This is a genomic window from Pseudomonas sp. GW821-FHT05H12 (assembly GCF_059419385.1).
In genome coordinates, this window is sequence record NZ_JBWKRS010000002.1 from 11,279 (window position 1) to 37,795 (window position 26,517).

Genomic DNA, 26,517 nt, shown 5'->3' on the forward strand with positions numbered 1-26,517 from the left:
TGATCCTGAGTCCTTGGAGGGGCCGCAATCATAGCTTGATCCGACAGCCTCTTCGGTGAATGCCCACACAAAATGCTGATTTGTCCGATTTTTAGTAGTGGCAATTTAACCTTGCTGCCCTAGACTGCGGTCATCGTCAGGGAGGTCGATCGTATGAAGCCGTTACGTGGATGGGTGTTCGGATTTTCCTGCTGGATGGGCATTGCACCGTTGGCCCTGGCCCAGGACCCATTACTGGATCAGCCGGCCGCCGCCGCAGCCAGCGCCAGCAGCGAGGCCCGTGGCGTATTGCGCGCCCGCGACCAGGCGATGCTGGCCAGCGAGCTATCGGGGCGCATCGTCGAGCTGCCGTTCAGCGAGGGCGAATCGTTCAAGAAAGGCGACACCCTGGCTCGTTTTGACTGCTCGGCCTACCAGGCCCAGCTCAACGCTGCCCAAGCCGCCAGCCGTGGCGCCGGTGAAGAACTGGCCCACAACAAGCAATTGGCGGCGCTCAATTCCGTCGGGCGTTTTGAAGTGGCCCGTGCCGAAGCCAAGCTCACCGAAACCCAAGCCCAGTCCCAGGTGTATCAGGTGCAGGTCAAGCGCTGCAGCGTGCTGGCGCCGTATGACGGCCAGGTGGTACAGCGCAAGGTCCAGCGCTATGAGAGCGTATCGGCCGGCGCGCCATTGCTGGAAATCGTCGACAACCGCAGCCTGGAAATTCACCTGTTGGTGCCGTCAAGCTGGATGGCCAAACTCAAGCCCGGCCAGACCTTCAACTTCACCCCCGACGAAACTGGCCAGGCGTTCAGCGCCACGGTCAAGCGTCTCGGCGCGCGTATCGATGAGGGCAGCCAGACGCTGCTGCTAGTTGCCACCCTGCCCAATGCCACGGGCTTGATGGCCGGCATGAGCGGCACCGCGCACTTTGCCCAACAGCAATGAACGCACCGATCCCGGGCAACACCGAGCGGGTGTTCGCGCAGTTCCTCGACCTTGAGCGCCAGACCCGCGCCGCGCGCACCACTGAGCAACTGGCCTACAGCCTGGTCAACGATGGGCAGCCGCTGTTCGGCTATCGCCATGCCGCCTTGCTGATCGCCGGCAAGGTGCAGGCGGTGACGGCGGTGAGCAGTGTCGATCCGAACGCGCCGTTCGTGGCATTTGTCGAGCAGGCGGTGGCGCAGTTGCACGCCCAGGGTTTGGGCGAGATGGCGCGGGTGGTGCCCGCCGAGCCATTGAGTGCAGCGGTGCAGGCCGATTGGCAGAGCTTGTCGGCTGCCCATGTGTTCTGGTTGCCGTTGATCGACCCTCAAAACCAAGTGTTCGGCGGCCTGTGGTTGGCACGGGATACGCCGTGGAACCCGGCCGAGCAAGTATTGCTTTCGCAATTGGGCGGCACCTACAGCCATGCCTGGCATGCGCTGCAACCGCGCCGGCCGTGGCGCCTGCGCCTGACGCGCAAACGCCAGGTGCTGGTGGTGGTCGCGTTGCTGTTGATGCTGCTGATTCCGGTGCGCCAGTCGGTATTGGCGCCAGCCGAAGTGGTGCCGTTGGCGGGGCAAGTGGTGGCGGCCCCGCTGGATGGCGTGATCGCCGAGTTCCTGGTCAAGCCCAACCAGGCGGTGAAAACCGGCGACCTGCTGCTGCGCTTTGAAAGCACCACCCTCACCGCCCAGGCCGATGTGGCCGCGCGCGCCCTGGGCGTGGCGGAAGCCGAACTCAAGGCCAACGCCCAGCGCGCGTTCGCCGATGCCGAATCCAGCTCGCGCATCGACCTGCTGGCCGCTCGCGTCGAGCAAAAACGCGCCGAACGCGATTACGCCCGTGAGCTGCTCAAACGCAGCGAAGTGCGCGCTGAGCGCGACGGTATTGCGGTCTTTGCCGACGCCGAGCGTTGGACCGGCAAACCTGTGCAAACCGGTGAACGCTTGCTGCAGATCGCCGACCCCGGTCAGGCCGAGCTGCGCATCGAACTGGCCGTGGGCGATGCGATTGCCCTGGCGCCCAACGCCCAAATCGCGCTGTTTCTCGACAGCGACCCATTGCAACGCTACCTGGCCACCCTGCAACGCGCGGCCTACGAAGCGCAGCCCACGCCGGGCGGCCAATTGGCCTATCGCCTGGATGCGCAGTTCGATGCCGCGCCGCCGCGTATCGGCCTGCGCGGCACGGCGAAGATCTATGGTGAGCGCGCGCCGCTGGCGCTGTACCTGTTGCGCCGGCCGCTGGCGGGTCTACGCCAGAGCGTTGGCCTCTGATGAACCTGCCTCAACTGCGCGACGACCTGCAACTGTCCAGCAGTGGGCCGGCGTTGGATGGTTCGCCCCGCTGGACCCTGGCCGACCCGGTGCGCGGGCGCTATTTCAAATTGGGCGCTACGGCCATTCGCCTGCTGCGCCATTGGTCGCTGGGTGATCCGGACAAAGTCTTGCAAGCCGCCAACCGCGAGCCGGGCTTGCCGCTGGGCGATTCCGAGGTGGAAGAGCTGCTGGGTTTCTTGCGCGCCCACGACCTGATCGCCGCTCTCGACCCGGAACAACGCGCCAGCTACCTCTATAAAGCCGCCGCTCAGAAGCAAAGCCTGTGGCAGGTGTTGCTGCACCAGTACCTGTTTTTCCGCATCCCGCTGTGGCGGCCGGATGCATTTCTCAATCGTGCCTGGCCATGGCTGGCGCGCTTCGGCCCGGGGTTGTTGCGCTACGGTTTGCCCATTGTGCTGGGCCTGGGCATATTTTTGGTTGCGCGCGATTGGCAGCGCTTCCTGGCGACGTTCCCGCATCTGTTCAGCCTGGGCGGCGCCCTCGCATTTGGTGTGGCGCTGTTCTTTGCCAAGTTATGCCATGAGTTCGGCCACGCGTTTATGGCCAAGCGCGCCGGTTGTCGCGTGCAGAGCATGGGCGTGGCGTTCATGGTGTTGCTGCCGATGTTCTACACCGACGTGAGTGACGCCTGGCGGGTCAATGATCGCCGGGCACGGTTGATGATCGGTGCCGGTGGCGTGATGGCTGAACTGCTGCTGGCGTGTGTGGCATTGCTGGCCTGGTCACTGTTGCCGGACGGTCCGGCGCGCACCGCCGCATTCATGCTGGCCAGCGCCACGTGGTTGACGACGCTGGCGATCAACCTCAACCCGTTCATGCGCTTTGATGGTTACTTTTTGATCAGCGACTTATGGGGCGTCGACAATTTGCAAGGCCGCGCCTTTGCCCTGTGCCGCTGGCGCCTGCGCGAGGCGCTGTTCGGCTACGGCGAGCCGGCGCCGGAGCCGTGGTCGCCGGTGATGCAACGGCGGTTGCTGTGGTGGGGCTACCTGTCGTGGCTGTGGCGGGCGGCGTTGTTCCTGGGGATTGCGCTGGCGGTGTATCACCTGTTCTTCAAGCTGCTGGGGATCTTCCTGATGCTGGTGGAGCTGGTGTGGTTCATCTTCCTGCCGATTTGCAAGGAGTGGCGCGAATGGTGGGGCCGTCGCAGCCAGGCCCACGCGCCCCGCGTGCTGCTCAGCGGCCTGGGCCTGGCGTTGATCGTGCTGGTGCTGGTGGTGCCGTGGCGCAGTGGGGTGGAGTTGCCCGCCATGCTTGAAGCCGGGCGGGCCAGCGCGTTGCATGCGCCGGTGGCGGCGCGGGTCAAGCAATTGCGCGTGGTGGATGGCCAAGTGGTGACCCAGGGCCAGGTGCTGGTGGAGCTGGAGTCGCCGGACCTGGACGCCCGGCAAAGCATCGTGCGCCGTGAAGTGGAGATTTTGCAGCTGCAAATGCGCCGCCAGGCCGGGCGCAGCGAAACGGCGGCAGACGCCGGCATCAACGATCAACGCCTGTCACAGGCCCTCGCCGAATACCGTGGGTTGGCTGCCCAGCGTGAGCGTCTGCTGTTGCGCGCCCCCCACGCGGGCACCGTGCGCGATGTGTTGCCGCAATTGAGCGTGGGTCGCTGGCTGTCGCCCAAAGACGTGCTGGCGCGAGTGGTGGAAGACGGCGCGCGCCTGCGCGGTTACCTGGCTGAAGCCGAACTGTGGCGGGTTGCGTCGGGGTCGACCGGGCGATTTATCGCTGATGACCCGATGCACGCCGCCATCGCCGTGGAGCTGACCGATATCGACGCCAACGGCGTGGCGTATCTGGACCAGGAGGCACTGACGTCCGATCACCACGGGCCGATTGCCGTGCGCCGCGATGAAAACCAGCGTCCGGAGCCGGTGCAGGCCCAGTACGGCGCGCGGTTGAAAAGTGTGCAAACGATCGAAACTCCACACCAACCGTTGCGCGGCGTGGTGGTGCTGCAAGGGCGCAGCGAGTCAGTGCTGGGCGTGGCCTGGCGACGGGCAGCGGCGTTGGGCGTTCGGGAAAGCGGGTTCTGACAGGAGTTGAACGCGATGATGAACAAGGAGGGCGCGTTGGCGCTGGGGCTGGAAATGCGCCCTTCACGGGCGGGTGATCAGCCGTTTTTGCACAGTTTGTACCGTTCGGCGCGGGCGGATTTGCAGTGGATTGATGGCGAGCAGGGGCTGGTGGAAGAGGTGATCAGCCAGCAGTTCCAGGTTCAGGAAACCGGCATGGACACGCATTTTCCTGGCGCCCTGCATTACGTGATCGAAAAGCTCGGCACGCCCATCGGCGCCTTGAGCGCGGACTTCGGGCCCAATGAAATTCGCGTGCTGTATTTGGCGTTTATCCCTGCGGCACGTGGCCAGGGGTTTGGCCGTGCGGTGCTCAAAGGGGTGCAGCAAGCGGCCACGCAGGTGTTCTGCCCGGTGGCCACGGTGGTGTGGGCCAGCAACCCCCAGGCGCGCCAGCATTACCTGGCGCTGGGGTTTCGGGTGGAGGAAGAGACACCCGCCGCGCAGCGGTTGGTGTGGTACCCGTCTCAGTTGAACACAATGCAGAAGTAGCCCCGCTCGCTGTCACGGCCCATGGCGGGCTCCCGGGACACAAACACCTGTTCCAGGGTGGCGCCGGGCAGCGGCAAGCGGCATAAGCCATCGACGAAGTCCGTCGGGCCGAGGCTGTTGAGTTGCACACTGAACGCTGCACGAGTGGCGCCGGGCATAGTGGCGTCTGGCGTTTCGCGCAGGCTCTGCACCTGGATCGGCAGCGCCGAGCCGTCCGGCAGGTACAGCACGCTGGTGCGCGCGAGCAAGGGTCGAAAGTGTTCGAGGGTGACCAGGTTCAGCATAGGAAGGCTCCACGTCAGAGGTGCCGAGGCCCGCGAGCCTCGGCCAAGGCAGTGCGTCAGCCGCGTGACGGAAAGATGCCGCTCAGGGCAATACTGAAATTGATCGCCAGGAAGGGGTTCATGGTCGCCATGGGTTGGCCCTGGCCGGCCGGGCCGATGGTCGGGCTGGTCACCGTGGTGGTCACCCCCTGGAGGGGCACCGGGTTGGCGCCCTGTTGGTCCGAGTAGATCGACGCGCTGCCTGGTCCGCCGCCGGAGGCGCCAATGAATGAGTTGGTGGCGGTGGGTGTTGTCACTGGGTTGCTGGTCAGGCTCGTCAGTTGGATCGCCGTGGTGGCGGTGATCGCGGTGGCGGTGTGGGTATGGGCCGGCAGGTTGACCAGCGTGGCCGTCACGGATTCAGTGCCGGAAAATTCGCCGATGACGCGCGTGGTCAGGCCCGCGCCGCTGCCTTGGCCGACGGGCAGCCGGCCTTGCAGGTCTGGCAACTTGAAGGTCTGCACGCCATCGCCGCCGTAGGTGGTAGTGATCAGGGCGAACAATGCCTGGTTCTGGTTGATGGAGAGGGTCTGGCCGGCGCACAAGGCCCAGCCTTGTGGGGCAAAGTTAAACGCAAAGGGTTGAATGGTGCCGATGAATACTTCCATGAATCGCTCATCCTTGTATGGGCTATACGGGGTGTGACGCCAATCGATCTGGTGTCATCGCAGAGCGTAGACGCAGCTGTTGCGCGCCGCCTGTCGGCAGCGAAACAGCGAGCGAAACCGGGGCTTTTGTCCTAGAGTGGCGCTTGTTTGCACGTGTGCAGGTTTTGCCCGGCCAGCGGGCAGTTTCAGGGGAATTGAGGTGCGACGGTCTGTGGTAGAACAAGACGACAAGGTTGGGGTATTTCCCGCAGTCAATCGCCTCGAAGGCGCCTGGGAAGGTGCCGGTTGGCTCAGCCGTTTATGGTGGGTGCCGATCCTGGCGCTGGCCATGGGCGTGCGCTTTTATTGCCTGACCGCCTCGGCGATCTGGGGCGACGAAGGCTCCAGCCTGCTGCTCAGCGAATACGCGATGGCCGACCTGTGGTTTCACGCGGCCCATGACGTACACCCGCCGTTGTATTTTTTCATGCTGCGGGGATGGATCGAGCTGTTCGGTGACAGCATCTGGTCGATTCGCGGCATGAGCGCCCTTCCCGGCGTGGTCGCGGTGGGCCTGGGTATCTGGCTGACGCGGCAGGTGTCCACTCGTCGCGCCGCTGTGCTGGCCGGAGTGCTGCTGGCGTTATTTCCTACCGCCGTACGCTACAGCCAGGAAGTGCGCATGTACTCGCTGCTGGCTGTGTGGCTTTTGGGGGCGACGCTGGCATTGGTCTACTGGATTCGCCAGCCTCAGCGCACGCGCTACCTGGCGGCCTACGTGCTGCTGATGACGGCCGGCTTTTACACCCATTACTTCACCGCGCTGTGTGTGCTGGTGCACTGGGCTTACCTGGGGGGGTTGTGCCGCGGCCAGCCGGCTGGCCAACGCCTCATCCTGCGCCCGTCCTGGTGGTGCGCCAACGCTGTGATCGTCGCGCTGTACTTGCCGTGGCTGCCGAACTTGCTGGACCTGATCCAGCACGTCGAACAGCTCAAGGTTGGCGGTGATATTGGCTGGGAAGACCCGGTCACGTTGATCTCCGTACCGTCGATGATCTGGCAGTTCATGCTTCAGGACGAAGGCATCGGGTTCTGGAAACCGCTGTTCTGGTTGTTCCCGCTGCTGCTGATCGCCGTGGTCGGTGTCACCGCCTGGCGAGACCGTGAACACCAACGGCCCGCCTGTCTGCTGGCGTTGTTCTTCCTGCTGCCGTTGCTGCTGGTGTACGGCGTGTCTTTTATCTCGCCGGTGTTTATCGAGCGCTACCTCACCGTGTATGCGCTGGGCTTGCCGATCCTGGTCGCGCTGGCCATCGACCGTTTGCCCGCACGCCGGTCTTGGTTGGGGGCCGCGCTGTTTGTGTTGTTCGTGGGTGTGGAACTCCTCGGGTTGAAGAACAACTTCACCGTTGACGAGCATGACCAGTTCAACGTGCCGGTGGAGTTCGTCAACCGTAATTACCAGGAAGATGACCGCATCGTCCTCAGCGACATGATGTGGTACCTCAGCTACGTCTATTACGACCAGACCGACGCCCAATTGCAGCTCTACACGCCGCCCAAACCCGATGGCACCCCGACCCGGCCGAATGCCTATGGCTTCGGCACCCTGGTGGACCAGGATGGTGGGCGCATTTACCTCGACCGTTTGTCGGCATTACCCGCCGATACCCGGCGCGTGTGGTTGATCAGCAGTACCGACATACCGGACGATTTCGCGCCGATTCCCGACGGCTGGAAACAACTTTTGCAGCAGGACGGCGGCGGGGCGCGGGCGCGGTTGTTTGTGCTGTGCCGCGGGCCAGAGCCCTCGCAGCCCGAGGGCTGCCGTTAATATCCATTCGGTATTAGGGGAATACCAAAATAGTGGCAATTGACCACTAGTTGATCGCGCAATCCTGAACTACTCTACGGCCACAAATGGATTTTTGTCTGACAAAGTGGTGAAGGGATTGCAGTATCACTTTATCTCCGGATTGCCCCGTTCAGGGTCCACCCTGCTCTCGGCGATTTTGCTGCAGAACCCGCGTTTTCACGCGGGCATGAGCAGCCCCGTAGGGACCTTGTTCAACGGTGTGTTGGCGCAGTGCAGCGCTGGCAGCGAGTTTGGCGCGGTGATTGACGCCAATACCCGTCGCCGCCTGTTGCGCGGCCTGTTCGATTCCTACTACGCCGACAAGGTCTCCACGCCGCTGGTGTTCGACACCAACCGCCAGTGGTGCGCGCGCATGCCCGCGCTGCATGACCTGTTTCCCCAATCCAAAGTCATTGCCTGCGTGCGCAACGTCGCCTGGATCATGGACAGCCTGGAACGGCTATACCGCGCCAATCCTTTCGAAAACACCAAGCTGTTTGGCGACGATGTCGAGCGCAACACGGTGTACAGCCGCTGTGAAACCCTGGCGCAGCGCAACCGGTTGGTGGGCTTCTCGTGGGCGGCACTCAAGGAAGCCTATTACGGCGAACACGCCGACTCATTGCTGATCGTCGATTACGACCTGCTCAGTCAGGCCCCGGAGCGGGTACTGCGGCTGGTGTACGACTTTATCGGCGAGCCGTGGTTTGAGCATGACTTCGACAACCTCGTCTACGACGCGCCCGAGTTTGACCAGGCGCTGGGTGTGTCCGGCTTGCACAAGGTCCAGCCCAAGGTGCGCCTGCAGGCGCGGCGCACGATTTTGCCGCCGGACCTGTTCCAGCAGTACACCGAGTTGTCGTTTTGGCAGGACGGTTCAGCCAGTGCCGCCAATGTGATTCGTATGAAGGCCAACGCCGCGATCAATTGATCGCGGCGTTTTTATTTTCTCTCAAAGAACGTTCGACGCCGGGTGAGCAGCATGTGGTGGAGCAATCGCAAGTCGCGGGTTAGCGAAGTAACACGGGCGCGGGTCTCGCCCATGATCATGCCCCTTGAACCGCGCATGCTGTTCGATGGCGCCGTCGCCGCCACCGTGGCCGACGTGGCGCAGCCCGACAGCCACCCCACCGCTGACGCGGCCAAGGCGCCGACCGGCGACCACCCGGTCGCAAGCAAGGACACCCATGGCCAGGCCGATGCGCCAGCCGCTGCACCCGTGGCGGTGCCGGGGCAAACCGTGGTGTTTGTCGACGCCCGGGTAAAAGACTCCGCCATCTTGCTGCAGGGCGTGGCGCCCGGAACCCAGGTGGTACAGCTGGACGGCAGCAAGGACGGCCTGCAGCAAATCGCTGATTACCTCGATACGCATCAGGGCGTCAGCTCGGTGCAAATCATCGCCCACGGCAACGCGGGCGATCTGTGGCTCGGCACCACGTACTTGTCGGCGGATAACGTGGCTGCCCGCAGCGCGGTGCTGGGGCAAATCGGCAAGGACATGAATGTCGGCGGCGACATCCTGATCTACGGCTGCTACACCGCCGAAGGCGAGCGCGGGCTGAATTTCGTTGACTCCCTGGCGCAACTGACCGGTCGTGACGTGGCGGCGTCGACCAACCGCACCGGCGTGGGCGGTGACTGGGACCTGGAGATCGCCACCGGCACCATCGAAAGCGCCAACGTGCTGTCGACCAAAGCCATGAACGACTACCAGTGGGGTCTGGCCACGTGGACCGCGACCAACAACGCGAACACCGGGGTGGGCTCGCTGCGCGCGGCTCTGGCTTCGGCGCAGAACGGCGATATTGTGACGTTCAGCAGCAGTATGACGGTGCAGCTCACCTCTGAATTGCTGATCAACAAGAACATCACCGTGGACGGTGACCTGAATAACGACGGCGTCGCTGACGTTACCCTCGATGGTCAATACAAGACGCGGGTGGTGGAAATCACCTCCGGCAGTACGGTGACGCTGGACGGTCTGGTCATCACTCGTGGTCTGGTTTCCGGCAATGGCGGCAATGGCGGCTACGGGGCAACCGGCGCCATGGGCGGCGGGATTTTCAACGCCGGTATCCTGACCTTGAATAATGTTTCAGTCACCGGCAACGCAGCGGCGGGCGGCGGCGGTGGCGGCGGTGTCACGGGCGCCAACTACGGCGGCGGTGGCGGCGGTGGTGGCGGCCTGGGCGGTCAGGGCGGCGGGCACGGCGGGACCGCCGGGCCGGGCACCGGCACGCTGGGCGGGCAGGCTGGCAGCGGTGGCGCCGGCGGCTATGGCGGCGGCTATGACGCGACGCACATGGGCGGGCGCGGCGGTTCCACAACCGGCGGGGCCGGCGGGGTGGGCGTGTCTTATTACAGCAACGGCGGCAATGGCGGTACGGCCAGCAACGGCACTATTTCCATCGGCGGCGGCGGCGGCGGGTCCGGTTGGGACAAGGTCGGCGGCGTCGGCGGCAATGCGGCCGGCGGCATTTACAACGCCTCGACCGGCACCCTGAAAATCATCGGCACCTCGGTCATCAGCAATAACATCGGCGCAGGTGGTGGCGGCGGCGGCGGCAGCGGCCAGGGCAGCAACAACCTGAACGGCGGCGACGGCGGGCGCGGTGTCGGCGCAATCTGGAACCAGGGCGGCACAGTGCTGATTACGTCGTCCAACTTCAGTGCCATCAGCGGCAACGCGGCCGGCAGTGGCTCGGGCGGTGCAGAGTTGGGCGGCGGCGTGACGGGGAGTGTTCCGTTGGCGTTCGCGGCGATCTACAACAACGGCGGCACGCTCAACACTGCCTATGTGGAGCCTCCGACCGCGACTATCGTGATGGCCGACACGGCCCTGAAAATCGGCGAAACCTCGCTGGTGACCATCACCTTCAGCCGGGCAGTCACCGGGTTTACCAACGCCGACCTGACCATCGCCAACGGCACGCTGACATCGGTCAGCAGCAGCGACGGCGGCCTGACCTGGACCGCGACTTTCACGCCTACCAACAACATTACCGACAGCACCAACCTGATCACCCTCGATAACACCGGGGTGACCGCCATCAGCGACGGCGTGGCGGGCGTCGGCACGACCAGTTCGGTCAATTACGCGATCGACACCGCACGGCCGACCGTGACTATCGTGATGTCCGACACGGCGTTGAAGATCGGCGATACCTCGGTGGTGACCTTTACCTTCAGCGAGGCGGTGACCGGCTTCACTAACGCCGACCTGACCATCGCCAATGGCACGCTGAGCGCAGTGAGTAGCAGCGACGGCGGTATCACCTGGACCGGAACGTTCACCCCGACGGCCAGCATCACTGACACCACCAACCTGATCTCCCTGGACAACACCGGTATCGCTGACCTGGCCGGCAACGCCGGCAGCGGCACGACTGATTCGGCCAATTACGTGATCGATACCGTGCGGCCGACCGCGTCCATTGTGGTTGCCGACACCAGTCTGGCGGCGGGTGAAACGTCGCTGGTGACCATCACCTTCAGCGAAGCGGTCAGCGGCTTCACCACCGCCGACATGACAGTGGCCAACGGCACCCTGACCGGCCTGAGCAGCAGCGACGGCGGCATCACCTGGACCGCCACGCTGACGCCGACCAGCAACATTACCGACACCACCAACCTGGTCACCCTGGACAACACCGGGGTCGTCGATCTGGCCGGCAACGCCGGCAGTGGCACCACCAATTCCAACAATTACGCGATCGACACTGCGCGGCCGACCGCAACCATCGTGGTGGCGGACAACGCGCTGAAAATCGGCGAAACCTCACTGGTGACCATCACCTTCAGCGAAGCGGTGACCGGTTTCACCAACGCCGATCTAACGATTGCCAACGGTACGTTGACGGCGGTGAGCAGCAGCGACGGCGGCATTACCTGGACGGCGACGTTAACGCCGACCGCCAGCATCACCGACGCGACCAACCTGATCACGCTGAACAATACCGGCATCGCAGATCTGAACGGCAATGCCGGCAGTGGCACTACCGACTCCAACAACTACGCCATCGATACCGTGCGCCCGACCGCGACCATCGTGGTGGCCGACAATAACCTGCGGATCGGTGAAACCTCACTGGTGACCATCACCTTCAGCGAAGCGGTCAGCGGTTTCACCAACGCCGACCTGACGGTCGCCAACGGCACGTTGAGCGCGGTCAGCAGCAGTGATGGCGGCATCACCTGGACCGCGACGTTCACCCCGAGCGCCAGCGTCACCGATACCACCAACCTGATTTCCCTGGACAACACCGGCATCGTCGACCTGTCGGGCAACGCCGGCAGCGGCACCACCGACTCCAACAACTACGCCATCGATACGGTGCGGCCAACCGCGACCATTGTGGTCGCCGACAGCAACCTCACGGTCGGTGAAACCTCGCTGGTGACCATCACCTTCAGCGAAGCGGTGAGCGGCTTCACCAACGCCGACCTGATAATTGCCAACGGTACGCTGACCGCCGTGAGCAGCAGCGACGGTGGCATCACCTGGACGGCGACCTTCACCCCGAACGTGGGCGTCAACGACGCGAGCAACCTGATCGTGCTGGCCAATACCGGCATCGCGGATCTTGCGGGCAACGCCGGCAGCGGCACGACCAACTCCAACAACTACACCATCGACACCGTGGCACCGACCGCAACCATCATCATTGCCGACAATGCGCTGAAAATCGGCGAAACCTCGCTGGTGACCATCACCTTCAGCGAGGCGGTGACCGGTTTCACCAACGCTGACCTGACCATTGCCAACGGTACGTTGAGCGCGATCAGCAGCAGCGACGGCGGCATCACCTGGACGGCGACCTTTACGCCGACCACCAACATCACCGACGCCACCAACCTGATCACGCTGGACAACAGCGGCGTGCAGAACCTGAGCGGAAACGCCGGCAGCGGCACCACCGACTCGAACAATTATTCAATCGATACCGTGCGCCCGACCGCCACCATTGTGGTCGCCGATACGGCGCTCGGCGTCGGCCAGACCAGTCTGGTGACCATCACCTTCAGTGAAGCGGTGACCGGTTTCACCAATGCCGACCTGACGGTCGCCAACGGCACACTGAGTGCTGTGAGCAGCAGTGATGGCGGGATCACCTGGACGGCCACCTATACACCGGCCGCAGGTATCACCGATACCACCAACCTGATCACGCTGGACAACACCGGCATCACGGACCTTGCGGGTAACGCAGGCAGCGGGACTACCGACTCCAACACCTATGCCGTCGACAGCCAGCGCCCGACCGCGACCATCGTCATGAGTGATTCCAACCTGCGACCAGGTGAAACCTCGCTGGTGACCATCACGTTCAGCGAAGCTGTGACCGGTTTCGACAACGCTGACCTGAGCATCGCCAATGGCACGCTGAGCAACGTCAGCAGCAGCGACGGCGGCGTCACCTGGACGGCTACATTCACGCCGAACATCGGGGTTACCGACCTCACTAACCTGATTGTGCTGAACAACACCGGTATTTCCGACCTGGCTGGCAACACCGGCACCGGAACTACCAGCTCGGCAAATTACCAGGTGCAAACTGCGGTGCCGACCGCGACCATTGTCATCGCCGACACCTCGCTCAAGGCCGGGGAAACTTCCTCTGTCACCATCACGTTCAGCGAAGCGGTGAGCGGCTTCACCAACGCCGACTTGAGCATCGCCAATGGCACATTGAGCGCTGTGAGCAGCAGCGACGGTGGCATCACCTGGACCGCCACTTTCACGCCTGGCAGCAATGTCACCGACGCCACCAATCTCATCACCCTGAATAACAGCGGCGTGACGAATGGCTCGGGCAACGCGGGCGTGGGGGTCACCGATTCCAATAACTTCAGCATTGACACCCAACTCCCGACCGCAACCATTACCATGGCCAACAACCACCTTGGTATTGGCCAGACGACGACCGTTACCATCGCTTTCAGTGAAGTGGTGAGCGGTTTTGACCTGTCTGACCTGAGTGTCGCCAACGGTGTGTTGTCCAACTTGATGAGCGCCGACGGTGGCAAAACCTGGACCGCAACCCTGACGCCGACCGCGGCGGTTACCGACGCCACCAACCTGATCGTGCTGGATACCAGCCAGGTAAATGACATGGCGGGCAACGCAGGGGCCAGCATTGCCATATCCAACAACTATGGCGTGGATGGCGACCGGCCCACCGCGACCATCTCGGTCTCCAACCCGAACCTGACCGTGGGCCAGACCAGCACCGTGACCTTCACCTTCAGCGAGAAAGTCACCGGCTTTGATTTGTCGGACCTGAGCGTGGCCAATGGCGTGTTGTCCAACCTGGCCAGCAGCGACGGCGGCAAGACCTGGACAGCCACCCTGACGCCGACGGCGAATATCACCGACCCGAGCAACTTCATCACCCTCGACACCAGCCTGGTCACCGACTTGTCGGGGAACGCCGGCAGCGGGTACGCCAACTCCAACAACTATGGGATCAACACCATCGCACTGACGGGCGACCCGTTGTTCCGCACCACCGACCCCGCCCCACCACAAGGTGCGCCCGACGCGCCGTTGCAGCCGATCATCTATGGCCAGCCGACCGGCAACCTGGGTTCACCCCTCGGCTTCCCGCCGTTGTTCGAGCAGCGTGAATTGGGCGGCGGGTTGCCTCCGGTGGGCAGTATTTTCATCAACCACGGTGCATTGGCTCCCAGTTTCATCGCCCAGGTGTTCAACACCGACGGCGGCGGGGATGGCGCCGGCAAGGGCTTCCTTGGTTTTGGTGGCGGGGATGGCGGGATCTTCGGGGCCAGTACCCTGTCGACCCTGTTCATCCGCGACAGCGCTGATGACAGCGGCTTCAAGGCGTTCGAGAGCAAATCGATCAAGGGTGTGAGCGACCCGGCTCACGGAATGCGCAGCGTGGTTGGCGCGCCAACCCTTGGTCAGCAATTGCAGCAGATCAAGGACACGGAACAACGCCAGGTGGTTGACCTGGCGCATGCACTGCAACAGGTCGGCATCAGCGAAATGCAGGCCTGAACACACTTAACTCAAGGCGCAGTAACAGGGGCAGAACAAGGATGAAGACAGGTCATAAGGTGTTCGGCATCAGCTTGCTGGTGCTGGCGATCAGTGGTTGTGCGGTCACCAGCGAGCCGATTGAACGCAGTGTCAGTGAGCAGCGAGCCCGCAGCGACCTGCAAGGCATGTACAAGGATCAAGAGCCGCTGAACGGCCCGCTGACGCTGCACCAGGCCATGGCTCGCGCGGTGAAGTACAACCTCGAAGGCCGCCTGAAAGTCATGGAGGAAGCGCTGGCCAAGCGTCAATCGGACCTCTCCAGTTTCGACATGCTGCCGCGCATGGCGCTGTCGGCAGGCTACGCCGGGCGCAACAATACCAACGCCTCCAGCAGCCAGAGCGTGCTCACCGGCACCCAATCCCTGGAACCGTCGACCTCTCAGGACCGCGACCGTCGCGTGGCGGACCTGACCATGGTGTGGAACGTGCTCGACTTCGGCGTCAGCTACATCAGTGCCAAGCAGCAAGGCGACCAGCGCCTGATCATTCAGGAGCGCCGGCGCAAGGTGATCAATACCATCGTGCAGGACGTGCGCTCCGCCTACTGGCGTGCCGTGGCGGCCGAGCGTTTGCTGACCCAGATCGACAGCCTGATGGCGCGGGTCGACCAGGCCCAGAGCAACAGCCAAAGCATGAGCGAGCAACGCATCGGCGATCCGGTGCAAGCCCTGGGCTACCAGCGCTCGCTGATCGAAGCCACGCGCCAATTGCAGGAGCAGCGCCGTGCGTTGTCCCTGGCCAAGACCGAATTGGCCACCTTGATCAACCTGCCAATGGGCACCGACCTCAAGCTGGCTACGCCTGACGATTACAACGTACCTCAACTCAAGGTCAACCTGGCCAGCCTGGAACAGGAAGCCCTGGCCAACCGCCCCGAGTTGCGTGAGCAGGACTACCAGACCCGCATCAGCGCTGCCGAAACGCGCAAGGCCATGCTGCGCCTGCTACCGGGCCTGGAATTTTCGGCCGGTGGGCATTACGACAGCAACTCGTTCCTGGTGGACAACCGCTGGGCCGACTACGGCGCCAAGGTCACCTGGAACCTGTTCAACGTGATCTCTGCACCGGCGGCCATCGATGTCGCCAAGGCCGGTGAAGAAGTCGCCACCGCACGGCGCCAGGCGATGTCCATTGCGGTGCTGGCGCAGGTCTACGTGGCCAACGCCAACTATCAGGACGCGGTGCGCCAGTTCAAGACCAACGACCAGTTGGCCAATATCGACGGGCAAATCCTCACGCAACTGCGCAACCGCCACGAAGCGGCAGGCCTGGGCGAGCTGGACCTGATCCAGGGCGAGCTCAATACCCTGCAAGCCGACCTGCGCCGAGACCTGGCCTACGCTGACCTGCGTAACGCCTATGGCCAGATCTTCGCCAGCGCCGGCCTCGACCCGCTGCCGGAACAGCTGGACTCGGACCGCGTGCAGACCATCGCCACGGCGCTCGCCAGCCGAGAATCGGCGTGGGCCGCTGGCAACATCGCAACGCCGGCGCCGCGTCCCGTTGCCCAGTAACCTGGTGGCGCCGACGGCGAGCATCAGCCGCCGTCAGCGCGAGGCGCGCAATGGGCATCGCGGTGTGGCGATCCTGCTCACCGGGTTGCCCGCGTCCGGCAAATCCACCCTGGCCCAGGGGCTGCAAGCCGCCTTGTTCGAACAAGGCCGGCACAGCATCGTGCTCGACGGCGACACCCTGCGCGGCGGCCTTAACAAAGACCTCGGCTTTGCCGACAGCGACCGCCTGGAAAACATCCGCCGCGCCAGTGAACTCGCGGCGTTGCTGGTGGAAAACGGGCAAATCGTGATCCTGGCGATGATCGCGCCGTTGGTGGAGTTGCGCGCGGTTTTTGCCGAGCGCCTGGGTGCCGACTATCGGGAAGTCTGGTGCAGCGCCTCGTTGGCGGTGTGCGAGGGGCGTGACCCCAAAGGTCACTACGCCCGCGCCCGCAAAGGCGAATTGCCCGGGTTTACCGGCATTGGCTCACCCTACGAACCGCCCCCGCACGCCTCGCTGGAACTGGACACCGGTGTGCTCTCGGCACAGCAATGCGTCGAGCGGTTGCTGAGCTGGTTGGCGCCTGGACTAGACTCTGGGGAGCCGTCTTTCTAGGAGCCTCCCATGGAATCGCCTGTGCACAGCTTGCCGTCTCTGTTCAAGCAGCTTGGGCTGCCGGATGACCCGGTAAGTATCGAGAAGTTTGTGGCAGTGCATTCGCCGCTCAAGCCTGAGTTGCATCTGGCAGATGCGTTTTTCTGGACGGAGAACCAGAAGAAGTTTTTGCGTAATGAAATTCTGGAAGATGCGGATTGGGCCGAGGTGGTGGACGAGCTGAATCTTCTGCTGCACAGCGGGAGAGGGGTGCAAAAAACTTAGCGAATACGCAGAAAGTTGAAAAAATCTGGTGTTGGTTGAAAAAATCTGGGCTTTAATCGCGCAAGTGAACTTTTTCTGAGGTTGCGCGATGTCTCTGGTTGGTTACGCCCATCTTCATCAATTGCTCGGGTTAAAAGCGACTGCTCCTGCTCGTGCCGCGATGATCAAGCCCGTTACGCGGATCTCGATGATTGGTGACTGTCTGGCGGTTCCTCATACCGTTGCGCCTTCAGCCGACGCGATACTCGACCACATTCTTTTCGCACTCAAACATGAAGGCATCAACCTCGGCATCCTGGCTCAGGCGCTCGAGGCGGTTAGCCCGGGCCAACTGTTGCAAGAGCTGGAAAAAGCCCCCAACGGCGTGTTCATTCGCAAGGTCTGCTACCTCTGGGAAGGCTTGACTCTTCAACGGCTGGACTACGACAAGCCAATCAACAGCCGCGTTTCACCCTTGTTTGATCCCCAGCGCTACGTGACTGGACCCTCAACACGTAATTCGCGTTGGCGTATCGATTTCAATGGTCTGGGCTCTTTGGCGTATTGCGCGACAGTTGAACGCACGCCTGAAATCGAAGCCTTGTTGGATCTGGACATCTTGGGCCGTGCCAAGTCCTTTATGGCTACCCTTCCATCGGAAATGATGGACCGCGCCATCCAATGGGCCTATCTCCATGAAACCCGCGACTCGTTCGCCATCGAAAAAGAACAACCCAGCGAGGAAAAGTCGCGCCGTTTCGTCCAACTGTTACGCCAAGCCCATGAAGGCCGGCTGCTCACTGAAGACTATTTGGTAGAGCTGCAAAACAGCACTGTTTCCAATCCTTTCGACAAAGCCGTTGCATTCCGCCACGAACAAAATTATCTGCACAATGGTTTGCGCGGCTCCGCGGGCGTCAGCTATGTACCACCAGCACCTGAGCTGTGCCAGGAACTGATGGAAGAGTTGATGGCCTTTGCCAGTCAGCCAGTGCGTGAGGTTGACCCGCTTGTGGCTGCGGCCGTCACCGCCTTCGGCTTTGTGTTCCTGCATCCGTTCATGGATGGTAACGGACGTCTGTCGCGATTCCTGATCCACCAGACACTCTGCCACTTCGGTGCACTGGAAAACGGCCTGTTGCTGCCTGTTTCCGTTGCGATGAAACACGAAGAGCAAGCCTACCTGGAGACCCTCAAGGCATTTTCCCAGCCGACTCGAGACTTCTGGAATGTTACCTGGCTGGACGGTGAGCAAATGGCTTTCGAGTTCATTGGCCACTCCTCTATCTACCGCTACTGGGACGCCACCCGCTGCGTCGAATTCACCCTGCAGATGGCCAGGCGTGCGCTGGAAGTGGAATTGCGCGAAGAGACCGAGTTCCTCGACCGCTACGACCGTGTGATCAAGGCCGTGAACCAGCGCTATGACGTGCGCGGGAGTGATTTGTCCAAGCTGGTGATGATGTGCCTGGATAACGACGGCAAGGTGTCCAGGCATCGGCGCAAGCAGTTTCAATACAACGTGCCGGAGGAGGTATTTGAGTTTATTGAGGAGGAGGCAGGGCGGACTCTGCGAGACCGCTTGGAGAGGGTGGACGACCAGGCTGAACAGCAGTCTTGAAACCTGCACTGATCCAAATGTGGGAGCTGGCTTGCCTGCGATGACTTGGGTCCGGTCGAGAGAGATGTCGACTGACACTTCGCTATCGCAGGCAAGCCAGCTCCCACAGGTGTTTTGCAGTGTCAGAAAATTCTGCGCCCACGCTTAAACCCGCTTTACTTACCTCTATCCCCAGCCGCCCATCCATAAATTGTTTCAAAACTTGACGGCATTGGATCCATCCACCATATTGATAGTTAGCAAACTAACTGTATGCGAACTATCCAGTGTCCCTGACCCTCGAACAACTCCAGATGAACCTCAGCAGCAGCATGGTGGTGGGCGCCCGTAACTGGCGCAAAATCTGCCAGACCACGCTGGTGAGCTACGGTATTTCCGAAGCCTGCGCCGTGCCGCTCTTGATGATCGGGCGTCTGGGCGACGGTGTGCATCAGGTCAAGGTGGCCCAGGCTTCCGGGATGGAAAGCCCGTCGCTGGTGCGCCTGCTCGACCAACTGTGTGCGGGCGGCTACGTGTGCCGGACCGAAGACGTGCATGACCGCCGCGCCAAGGCCTTGAGCCTCACCGAGCGTGGCCGCGAGCTGGTGCAAGCGGTGGAGGTGCAGCTGGTGCGCCTGCGCAAGGAAGTCCTGGCCGACATCGCGTCCACCGATCTGGAGGCTGCGCTTCGGGTGTTGCGCGCCTTTGAGGCGGCGTCGCTTTGAACGGATTCTTTACCGGTTTTCCGCCAGCACGCGACTGGTTCTACGGGGTACGCACGTTCGCCGCGTCGATGATCGCGTTGTACATCGCCATGCTCATGCAAATGCCACGGCCGTACTGGGCGATGGCCACGGTGTACATCGTCTCCAGCCCGTTTGTCGGGCCGACCAGTTCCAAAGCCTTGTACCGCGCCATCGGCACCTTTATGGGCGCGGCGGCGGCGGTGTTTTTTGTGCCGATGTTCGTGCAGTCGCCCTATGTGCTGGTGGTGGTGATTGCCTTGTGGACGGGCATCCTGCTGTTCCTCTCCATGCACCTGCGCACCGCAAACAACTACGCGCTGATGCTGGCCGGCTACACCTTGCCGCTGATCGCCTTGCCGGTGGTGGACAACCCCCTGGCCGTGTGGGACGTGGCTGAAGCGCGCACCGAAGAAATCTTCCTCGGCATCGCCGTGGCCGCGGTGGTGGGCGCGATGTTCTGGCCACGGCGCCTGGCGCCGGTGTTCGATGGTTCGGTGAGCAAGTGGTTTGCTGACGCCCAGGTCTACAGCCAGCGCTTTCTGACGCGCAACGTGGAGCCCGAGGAAGTCAGCAACCTGCGCGGCGGCATGGTCGCCACCTTCAATACCCTTGAACTGATGATCGGCCAACTGCCCCACGAAGGCGCGCGGCCGCAGACCGTGCGCAATACCAAGGAACTGCGCGGGCGCATGATCCACCTGCTGCCCGTGGTGGAAGAACTCGACGACGCGCTGTACGCCATCGAGCACCGTGCGCCGGAGTTTCTCGACCGCCTCACGCCGTTGCTGGAAGCAGCGAATCAGTGGCTGGAAAGCACCACCGAAAACGCCACGCTGGACAGCTGGCGCACTCTGCGTGATCAGATCGACGCCCAGCAACCGACCGGTGAAGCGTTGGACGATCGCCACACCCTGCTGTTCTCCAACGCGCTGTATCGCCTCGCCGAATGGGTCGATCTGTGGCAAGACTGCCGCAGCCTGCAAGCCGCCATCCAGTGCGAAAGCCAGGACACCTGGCGCGCCGTGTACCGCCACTGGCGCCTGGGCCGACTCACGCCGTTCCTCGACCGTGGCTTGATGTTTTACTCGGCGTTTTCCACCGTCAGCGCGATCATCGTGGCCTCGGTGCTGTGGATCCTGCTGGGCTGGACCGACGGCGGCAGCGCGGTGATCCTGGCCGCCGTGGCCTGCAGTTTCTTTGCGTCGATGGACGACCCCGCACCGCAGATCTACCGGTTCTTTTTCTGGACCGCGATGTCGGTGTTGTTCGCCAGCCTCTACCTGTTCCTGGTGCTGCCCAACCTGCACGACTTCCCGATGCTGGTGCTGGCGTTTGCCGTGCCCTTTATTTGCATCGGCACGCTCACCGTACAACCGCGTTTCTACCTGGGCATGCTGCTGACGCTGGTGAACACCTCGTCGTTCATCAGCATCCAGGGCGCCTATGACGCCGACTTTCTCAACTTCGCCAACGTCAACCTGGCCGGGCCTGTGGGGCTGCTGTTCGCCTTTGTGTGGACGTTGATCGCACGGCCCTTTGGCGCCGAGCTGGCGGCCAAGCGCCTGACCCGTTTCAGCTGGCGCGACATTGTCGGCATGACCGAGCCTGCGACCCTGGCCGAACACCGCCACATGGCCGCGCAAATGCTCGACCGCCTGATGCAGCACCTGCCGCGCCTGGCCCTGACCAACCAGGACACCGGTATCGCCCTGCGTGACCTGCGTGTGGCGCTGAACCTGCTCGACCTGCTGGCCTATTCGCCGCGCATCCTCGGCGTGCCACGGGTGCTGCTCAACCAAGTGGTTGAAGGTGTGGGCGGCTATTTCAAGGCGTGCCTGAAAGCCGGTGAACGCCTGCCTGCGCCCAGCGGTCTGCTGATGACCCTGGACCGCACGCGCCGCGCCCTCAACGGCCAGGGCCTGCAAGACGAAGACGACACCCGCGTGCACTTGCTGCATGCGCTGGCCGGCCTGCGCCTGGCGTTGTTGCCGGGGGTGGAATTCATTGGCGGCACCGAGATGGAAGCGCCGCTACCTGATGGAGCGCCTTTATGATCGGTGATCTGGATATCAGCGGGGTGTTCCTGCCCACGCTGCTGGTGCTGATGGGCATTACGTATGTGTTGTTCCTGGTGGTGCACGGGCTGTTGACCCGCGTCCACTTCTATCGCCTGGTCTGGCACCGGGCATTGTTCAATGTGGGGCTCTACGCGCTGTTGCTGGGCGCCGTGGACTCACTCAGTCGATACCTGATGACATGAAAAAACCTTTTTTAACCATCGGCCGTGTAGTCCTGACGTTGTTGATCGTGACCTTTGCGGTCGTCGTCGTGTGGCGCATGGTGATGTACTACATGTTTGCGCCCTGGACCCGTGACGGGCACATCCGTGCCGACATCGTGCAGATCGCCCCGGACGTGTCCGGGTTGATCCAGCAGGTGCAAGTGCGCGACAACCAACTGGTGACCAAGGGCCAGGTGCTGTTTGCCGTGGACCAGGACCGCTTCAAACTGGCCCTGCGCCAGGCCCAGGCCGCCGTGGCCGACCGCCAGGAAACCCTGGCCCAGGCCCAGCGCGAGTACAAGCGTAACCGTGGCCTGGGCAACCTGGTGCCGAGCGAGCAACTGGAAGAAAGCCAGTCCCGCGTGGCGCGCGCCCAATCGGCCTTGGCCGAAGCGCAAGTGACGGTGGACGCCGCCCAGCTCAACCTCGACCGCTCGGTGATCCGCAGCCCGGTGGACGGCTACGTCAACGACCGCGCGCCACGTACACAGGAGTTCGTCACGGCCGGGCGCCCGGTGTTGTCGGTGGTGGACAGCAACTCCTTCCACATCGACGGTTACTTCGAAGAGACCAAGCTCGACGGCATCCACGTCGGCATGGGCGTGGATATTCGCGTGATCGGCGACAACGCCCGCCTGCGTGGCCACGTGCAGAGCATCGTCGCCGGCATCGAAGACCGCGACCGCACCAGCGGTTCCAACCTGTTGCCCAACGTCAACCCGGCGTTTAGCTGGGTGCGCCTGGCCCAGCGGATTCCGGTGCGCATCGCCTTTGATGATGTGCCCGCGGACTTTCGCATGATCGCCGGGCGCACGGCGACCGTGTCGATCATCGCCGACACGGCCAAAGACGGAGACAAGCCATGAAGCAGCTCCTGGCAACCGCTGCCTTAGGGTTGTTGCTGTCGGCCTGCCAAATGGTAGGGCCGGATTACAAGCTGCCGGACACAGCCGCCGTCAACCGGGGCGACCTGCAAGGGCAGATCGCGGGCGAAGGGCACAACGTGGTGTCGGCGCCGGTGCCGGCCGACTGGTGGAAGCTCTACAACGACCCGCGCCTGGATGAGCTGGTGCGCCAGGCCATGGCGTCCAACACAGACCTGCGCGTGGCGGCCGCCAACCTGCAACGCTCGCGTTATCAGGTGCAGCAGGCTGAATCCGCTGGCGGCTGGAATGCGGGTGTGAAAGCCGAAGCGCAGCGCCTGCAGGAATCCGGCGAAGCGTTCTTGCTGACGGAAAAAGTCCCGGTGGCCAACATCGGCAGTGTCGGTATCAGCACCTCGTATCAGTTCGACCTGTGGGGCACCTTGCAGCGCGGAATCGAAAGCGCCCAGGCCAGCGCCGACGCCGCCCAGGCCGCCGCCGATATCGCACGCATCACGCTGGTGGCGGATGTGGTGCGCTCCTACACCCAGGTGTGCGCGGCCAATGAAGAACTGGCGATCGCCAACGAATCCCTGGACCTGCAAGCCCAGAGCACCAAGCTGACCCAGCGCCTGCGCGACGCCGGGCGCGGTGATGAAACCCAGGTGACCCGCTCGCAGACCCAATACAAATCCTTGCGCGCCGATATGCCGCGCTACGAAGCCGCGCGCCAGGCCGGGCTGTTCCGCCTGTCAATGCTGCTGGCCAAGCCGGTGGACCAACTGCCGGCTGGCACCGGCACGTGCGCCGAGCTGCCGCACATCGCCCAGTTGCTGCCAGTGGGCGATGGCGCCGCGCTGCTTAAGCGTCGACCTGATGTGCGCCAGGCGGAGCGCCAACTGGCGGCCGCCACCGCACGTATCGGCGTGGCCACGGGTGCGTTGTACCCGGACATCAGCATCGGCGCGACCATCGGCACGGTCGGTATCCTCGATGACCTGGGCACTGCGCCCACCAACCGTTGGGGATTTGGCCCGCTGATCAGCTGGTCGGTGCCGACCAACGGCGCGCGGGCGCGCATTCATGAAGCGGAGGCCGCCACCCAGGGCGCCCTGGCGCACTTCGACGGCGTGGTGCTCAACGCCATCCGCGAAACCCAGACAGGCCTGGCGCAGTACACCGCACAGCTGCAACGCCGTGACGCCCTGGCCGATGCCGGCGAGTCGGCCAAGGAAGCGTCGGAGCAGACGCACCGCTTCTTCCAGGCGGGCCGCGCATCGTTCCTGGCCGACCTGCAAGCCACCCGCACCTACACCGATGTACGGGCGCAGTTGGCGGCGGCAAACACCCAGGTTGCCATGAGCCAGATCGATCTGTTCCTGGCCCTCGGCGGCGGCTGGGAAAGCGGACGAACGCAAGCGTCACAGCCCGGCAAACCCTGAACGAAACGCTATGCTTTGTCAGGTGAGGCGCCGTGACGCTTCACCTGACACTGCTCGCGTTTGCTCATGGGGATTCCAATAATGAAAAACCCTTATGCTCCCGCTTTCTGGTGCGTGTTCTTCGCACTGGTGTTGTTATCGGCTGCCTATTTCTACGGCGTCATGCTGGCCCACCAAATCGACAAGGCCATGGTGTTTCTCGACAGCGCCTGCGCGGTGATCGGCACCTTGTCCATCGGCGTGGTGGCGTGGGCGTCGTATCAGAACCAACGCGTGAAGAAAAAACTCCTTGAGCAAGGCAAGACCCGCGTGGCGATCTGGGACACCAAAGTCGCCCTGCGCCGGGTCGAAACCGTGTTCGATCGCTATTTCTGGGGCAGCTATTGGCAACCTGGGCGCACCTTCCAGGAAGTCATGGGCGAACTCACTGGCACGCCCCTGGAAAAAAGCCTCGAAGCGTTGAAGAAGCAATGTGTGGTACTCGACCAGCAGGTCGCCGATGGCCGGCATTGGCTGAACAATGCGCGGGAATTGTCCGATGTAGCCAACCAGATGGCGCGTGAACGCTACCAACTGGACTTCTGTGATCCCAAGGCCGACACCCCGGGCAATGCGGTGATCCACCGCGAGTTTGAGGTGCTGGTGTACACCTGGACCGCTCGCTTGAAGAGTTTTGACCACCAACTCGATGAAATCGATTTGGAGTATTCCTGAACCAAGTGCCGACTTGATCGCTCTGAGAAAACTGGGCCGTGCGCGGCCGCCAGTGCTAATCTTCCCCCGTTTTCGGCGGGCTTGAGCCAACCCCTCGGGGTTCAAGGAAGACAGCCCACTTCTCACAGGATTTGATCAGGTCACTTCATGAATAAGCCAGCCGTTGTTTTCTTGGGTTTTGTTGTCGCCGTTGGCGCCGTCAGTGCAGGCGGTGCCTGGTACACCGGCAAGCAACTGGAGCCAGTGCTGCAAACCGCCATCCAGAACGCCAACAAGGAAATCCAGACGTCCCTGGCCGGCGTCGACGGCACGGCGACCCTTGAGCTGGTCTCCCTGGACCGTGGCGTATTTAGCAGCACCGCCCACTACCGCCTCAAGGGCCAAGGTTCGGTATTTGGTGAAGACAACCCGAACCCTGAACTGCTGTTCGTCGACCACATCGAACACGGCCCGCTGCCGTTTTCGCGCCTGGTGACCCTGAAGTGGTTGCCGGTCATGGCCACCAGTCACTACGAGCTGGAAAAGAACGCCACCACCGAGAAATGGTTCGCCGCCAGCAAAGACGTGTCGCCGCTCAAGGGCGTGGCCAGCATCGGCTACAACCGTTCGGTCACCGGCAACGTCGAGCTGCTGCCTCTGGAGCTCAAGGACGACAAGTCTTCGGTGAGCTTCTCTGGCGCCAACATGGACTTCGACAGCACCGCCGAAGGCCAGAAGGTCAAGGCCAGCGGCTACATGAACAGCCTCAAGGTGGCCGTGGTCGACGCCAACGGCGAACCGCTTGAAGCCGAACTGGCGGGTTTGACCGTTGCCAGCAACCTGGAGAAATCCACCTTCGGTTTCTACACCGGGCAGAACACCGTTGAACTGACCGACACCAAGGTCACCTTCGGCCCGCAGAAGGCCGTGCTGACCCTCAAGGGCTTCGAGCAGAAAGACTCCAGCGAAACCAAAGACAACAACCTGGCTGGCCGCGTCGACTACAAGATCGACGAAATCGGTTACCAGGGTAAGCCTGTGGGCTCGGCCGCCATGGCCTTGAGCATGAAGAACGTCGACATCCCGGCGATGCTGGTACTGACCAAGCTCTACCAGGAAAAAATGCAGCCGGTGCAAGCCGCTGCCGCAGCGGGTGAACCGGTGCCTGAGCTGCAACTGACCGAAGCCGAACAGACCCTGGCCGAGGCCAACGTCAACCAGGTGCTGGCCGCCAAGCCGCAGCTGGCGGTGGAAAACCTGTCGCTGAAAACCACCCATGGCGAAAGCAAGTTCAACCTGCTGGTCGACCTGACCAAACCAACGTCCATGGAGTTGCCACCGGTTGAGCTGGGCAAGCAGATGGTGGCGTTGCTGGACGCCAACCTGACCCTGTCCAAGCCGATGATCGCCGACGTTTCCGCGTTGCAGGCGCAGGCCGGTGGCGTGACCGATCCGAAAGCCATCGAGCAGCAATCCCAGATGGCGGCCGAAATGGTCAGCGGCGTGGCGGTGGGTACTCAACTGGCAACCCTGGTCGGCACCGATGTGGTGTCCAAGCTGCACTACGCTAACAATGAAGTGACCTTCAATGGCCAGAAGATGACCGTCGAGCAGTTCATTGGTTTTGTGATGGCCAAGGTCGGTGCGGTCAGCGGCGCGCAGTAAACATTTCTACATCAAGCAGAAATAAATAGTGTGGGAGCGGGCTTGCTCGCGATAAGGGTCAAACAGTCGACACTCGTGTCGGCTGGCACCCCGTTATCGTAGGCAAGTGCGCTCCCACACTGGTTTTTTCGCAACAAAGACAATTCTGAACAATTGTTCTGAATTGGACTTTTCCCTACT

20 protein-coding genes are annotated in these 26,517 nt (G+C 62.7%); 18 read left to right on the top strand and 2 right to left on the bottom strand.

All coding sequences use genetic code 11. The features are described from left to right. Positions 1-153 precede the first annotated feature (153 nt). Genes AC07SU_RS01740 through AC07SU_RS01755 form a run of 4 tightly spaced genes read left to right on the top strand, consistent with a single transcriptional unit; the run spans position 154 to position 4,870 of the window. Positions 154-927: an efflux RND transporter periplasmic adaptor subunit gene (locus AC07SU_RS01740; protein WP_494996025.1), complete on the top strand. Its 774-nt coding sequence runs from the start codon at positions 154-156 to the stop codon at positions 925-927. Then, entirely contained in the window at positions 924-2,243 is a 1,320-nt protein-coding gene (locus tag AC07SU_RS01745; RefSeq protein ID WP_494996026.1) for an efflux RND transporter periplasmic adaptor subunit, read from the top strand. The genes AC07SU_RS01740 and AC07SU_RS01745 overlap by 4 nt, the downstream gene beginning before the upstream one ends. Beyond that, positions 2,243-4,339, top strand: coding sequence for a site-2 protease family protein (locus AC07SU_RS01750; RefSeq protein ID WP_494996027.1), 2,097 nt, complete (start codon positions 2,243-2,245; stop codon positions 4,337-4,339). Before AC07SU_RS01745 ends, AC07SU_RS01750 begins: the two co-directional genes overlap by 1 nt. Before the next feature lie 15 nt (positions 4,340-4,354). After that, complete coding sequence (locus tag AC07SU_RS01755) at positions 4,355-4,870, top strand: GNAT family N-acetyltransferase (RefSeq protein WP_494996028.1); 516 nt, start codon at positions 4,355-4,357, stop codon at positions 4,868-4,870. Here AC07SU_RS01755 and AC07SU_RS01760 read toward each other — a convergent pair. Together AC07SU_RS01760 and AC07SU_RS01765 are read right to left on the bottom strand one after the other, a co-directional pair. Continuing rightward, a complete protein-coding gene (locus tag AC07SU_RS01760) occupies positions 4,846-5,154 on the bottom strand; it encodes a hypothetical protein (protein ID WP_494996029.1) in 309 nt (102 codons plus the stop codon). The genes AC07SU_RS01755 and AC07SU_RS01760 overlap by 25 nt on opposite strands. A gap of 56 nt (positions 5,155-5,210) precedes the next feature. Further along, on the bottom strand, positions 5,211-5,801 hold the full coding sequence (locus tag AC07SU_RS01765; RefSeq protein WP_494996030.1) for a phage tail protein: 591 nt from the start codon (positions 5,799-5,801) through the stop codon (positions 5,211-5,213). A gap of 199 nt (positions 5,802-6,000) precedes the next feature. Here AC07SU_RS01765 and AC07SU_RS01770 point away from each other — a divergent pair, with 199 nt between their 5' ends. From AC07SU_RS01770 to AC07SU_RS01835, 14 genes are all read left to right on the top strand, one after another. After that, on the top strand, positions 6,001-7,614 hold the full coding sequence (locus AC07SU_RS01770; RefSeq protein WP_494996031.1) for a glycosyltransferase family 39 protein: 1,614 nt from the start codon (positions 6,001-6,003) through the stop codon (positions 7,612-7,614). A 109-nt stretch (positions 7,615-7,723) separates the two neighbouring features. Continuing rightward, positions 7,724-8,566: a sulfotransferase family protein gene (locus tag AC07SU_RS01775; RefSeq protein WP_494996186.1), complete on the top strand. Its 843-nt coding sequence runs from the start codon at positions 7,724-7,726 to the stop codon at positions 8,564-8,566. 111 nt (positions 8,567-8,677) lie between these two features. Further along, positions 8,678-14,653: an Ig-like domain-containing protein gene (locus AC07SU_RS01780; RefSeq protein WP_494996032.1), complete on the top strand. Its 5,976-nt coding sequence runs from the start codon at positions 8,678-8,680 to the stop codon at positions 14,651-14,653. A gap of 41 nt (positions 14,654-14,694) precedes the next feature. Next, complete coding sequence (locus tag AC07SU_RS01785; RefSeq protein ID WP_256349859.1) at positions 14,695-16,209, top strand: TolC family protein; 1,515 nt, start codon at positions 14,695-14,697, stop codon at positions 16,207-16,209. Continuing rightward, positions 16,199-16,804, top strand: coding sequence for an adenylyl-sulfate kinase (gene cysC, locus AC07SU_RS01790; protein ID WP_494996033.1), 606 nt, complete (start codon positions 16,199-16,201; stop codon positions 16,802-16,804). Before AC07SU_RS01785 ends, cysC begins: the two co-directional genes overlap by 11 nt. Positions 16,805-16,813: 9 nt before the next feature. Then, positions 16,814-17,068 carry a DUF2789 domain-containing protein gene (locus tag AC07SU_RS01795; protein WP_176997434.1) on the top strand — a complete coding sequence of 85 codons (255 nt, stop codon included), beginning with the start codon at positions 16,814-16,816 and terminating at the stop codon, positions 17,066-17,068. An 88-nt stretch (positions 17,069-17,156) separates the two neighbouring features. Beyond that, positions 17,157-18,668: a Fic family protein gene (locus tag AC07SU_RS01800; protein WP_494996034.1), complete on the top strand. Its 1,512-nt coding sequence runs from the start codon at positions 17,157-17,159 to the stop codon at positions 18,666-18,668. 293 nt (positions 18,669-18,961) lie between these two features. Beyond that, positions 18,962-19,372 carry a MarR family winged helix-turn-helix transcriptional regulator gene (locus AC07SU_RS01805; RefSeq protein WP_176997482.1) on the top strand — a complete coding sequence of 137 codons (411 nt, stop codon included), beginning with the start codon at positions 18,962-18,964 and terminating at the stop codon, positions 19,370-19,372. Beyond that, positions 19,369-21,447 (top strand): FUSC family protein, encoded by a 2,079-nt coding sequence (locus AC07SU_RS01810; RefSeq protein WP_176997432.1) that lies wholly within the window; start codon positions 19,369-19,371, stop codon positions 21,445-21,447. Before AC07SU_RS01805 ends, AC07SU_RS01810 begins: the two co-directional genes overlap by 4 nt. Then, positions 21,444-21,653 (top strand): DUF1656 domain-containing protein, encoded by a 210-nt coding sequence (locus tag AC07SU_RS01815; RefSeq protein WP_012721577.1) that lies wholly within the window; start codon positions 21,444-21,446, stop codon positions 21,651-21,653. The genes AC07SU_RS01810 and AC07SU_RS01815 overlap by 4 nt, the downstream gene beginning before the upstream one ends. Continuing rightward, on the top strand, positions 21,650-22,540 hold the full coding sequence (locus AC07SU_RS01820; protein ID WP_176997431.1) for an efflux RND transporter periplasmic adaptor subunit: 891 nt from the start codon (positions 21,650-21,652) through the stop codon (positions 22,538-22,540). The genes AC07SU_RS01815 and AC07SU_RS01820 overlap by 4 nt, the downstream gene beginning before the upstream one ends. Continuing rightward, positions 22,537-23,979 (top strand): efflux transporter outer membrane subunit, encoded by a 1,443-nt coding sequence (locus AC07SU_RS01825; RefSeq protein WP_494996035.1) that lies wholly within the window; start codon positions 22,537-22,539, stop codon positions 23,977-23,979. Before AC07SU_RS01820 ends, AC07SU_RS01825 begins: the two co-directional genes overlap by 4 nt. 81 nt (positions 23,980-24,060) lie before the next feature. Next, positions 24,061-24,693 carry an NADH:ubiquinone oxidoreductase subunit N gene (locus AC07SU_RS01830; protein WP_176997429.1) on the top strand — a complete coding sequence of 211 codons (633 nt, stop codon included), beginning with the start codon at positions 24,061-24,063 and terminating at the stop codon, positions 24,691-24,693. A gap of 147 nt (positions 24,694-24,840) precedes the next feature. Continuing rightward, positions 24,841-26,337: a YdgA family protein gene (locus tag AC07SU_RS01835; RefSeq protein WP_494996036.1), complete on the top strand. Its 1,497-nt coding sequence runs from the start codon at positions 24,841-24,843 to the stop codon at positions 26,335-26,337. Positions 26,338-26,517: the final 180 nt, after the last annotated feature.

What these genes read in the sequence shown, in the direction of transcription:
- AC07SU_RS01740 (WP_494996025.1), top strand. Translation starts at nt 154, where the DNA reads ATGAAGCCGTTACGTGGATGGGTGTTCGGATTTTCCTGCTGGATGGGC.
- AC07SU_RS01745 (WP_494996026.1), top strand. Translation starts at nt 924, where the DNA reads ATGAACGCACCGATCCCGGGCAACACCGAGCGGGTGTTCGCGCAGTTC.
- AC07SU_RS01750 (WP_494996027.1), top strand. Translation starts at nt 2,243, where the DNA reads ATGAACCTGCCTCAACTGCGCGACGACCTGCAACTGTCCAGCAGTGGG.
- AC07SU_RS01755 (WP_494996028.1), top strand. Translation starts at nt 4,355, where the DNA reads ATGATGAACAAGGAGGGCGCGTTGGCGCTGGGGCTGGAAATGCGCCCT.
- AC07SU_RS01760 (WP_494996029.1), bottom strand. Translation starts at nt 5,154, where the DNA reads ATGCTGAACCTGGTCACCCTCGAACACTTTCGACCCTTGCTCGCGCGC.
- AC07SU_RS01765 (WP_494996030.1), bottom strand. Translation starts at nt 5,801, where the DNA reads ATGGAAGTATTCATCGGCACCATTCAACCCTTTGCGTTTAACTTTGCC.
- AC07SU_RS01780 (WP_494996032.1), top strand. Translation starts at nt 8,678, where the DNA reads ATGATCATGCCCCTTGAACCGCGCATGCTGTTCGATGGCGCCGTCGCC.
- AC07SU_RS01785 (WP_256349859.1), top strand. Translation starts at nt 14,695, where the DNA reads ATGAAGACAGGTCATAAGGTGTTCGGCATCAGCTTGCTGGTGCTGGCG.
- AC07SU_RS01795 (WP_176997434.1), top strand. Translation starts at nt 16,814, where the DNA reads ATGGAATCGCCTGTGCACAGCTTGCCGTCTCTGTTCAAGCAGCTTGGG.
- AC07SU_RS01800 (WP_494996034.1), top strand. Translation starts at nt 17,157, where the DNA reads ATGTCTCTGGTTGGTTACGCCCATCTTCATCAATTGCTCGGGTTAAAA.
- AC07SU_RS01805 (WP_176997482.1), top strand. Translation starts at nt 18,962, where the DNA reads ATGAACCTCAGCAGCAGCATGGTGGTGGGCGCCCGTAACTGGCGCAAA.
- AC07SU_RS01815 (WP_012721577.1), top strand. Translation starts at nt 21,444, where the DNA reads ATGATCGGTGATCTGGATATCAGCGGGGTGTTCCTGCCCACGCTGCTG.
- AC07SU_RS01820 (WP_176997431.1), top strand. Translation starts at nt 21,650, where the DNA reads ATGAAAAAACCTTTTTTAACCATCGGCCGTGTAGTCCTGACGTTGTTG.
- AC07SU_RS01825 (WP_494996035.1), top strand. Translation starts at nt 22,537, where the DNA reads ATGAAGCAGCTCCTGGCAACCGCTGCCTTAGGGTTGTTGCTGTCGGCC.
- AC07SU_RS01830 (WP_176997429.1), top strand. Translation starts at nt 24,061, where the DNA reads ATGAAAAACCCTTATGCTCCCGCTTTCTGGTGCGTGTTCTTCGCACTG.
- AC07SU_RS01835 (WP_494996036.1), top strand. Translation starts at nt 24,841, where the DNA reads ATGAATAAGCCAGCCGTTGTTTTCTTGGGTTTTGTTGTCGCCGTTGGC.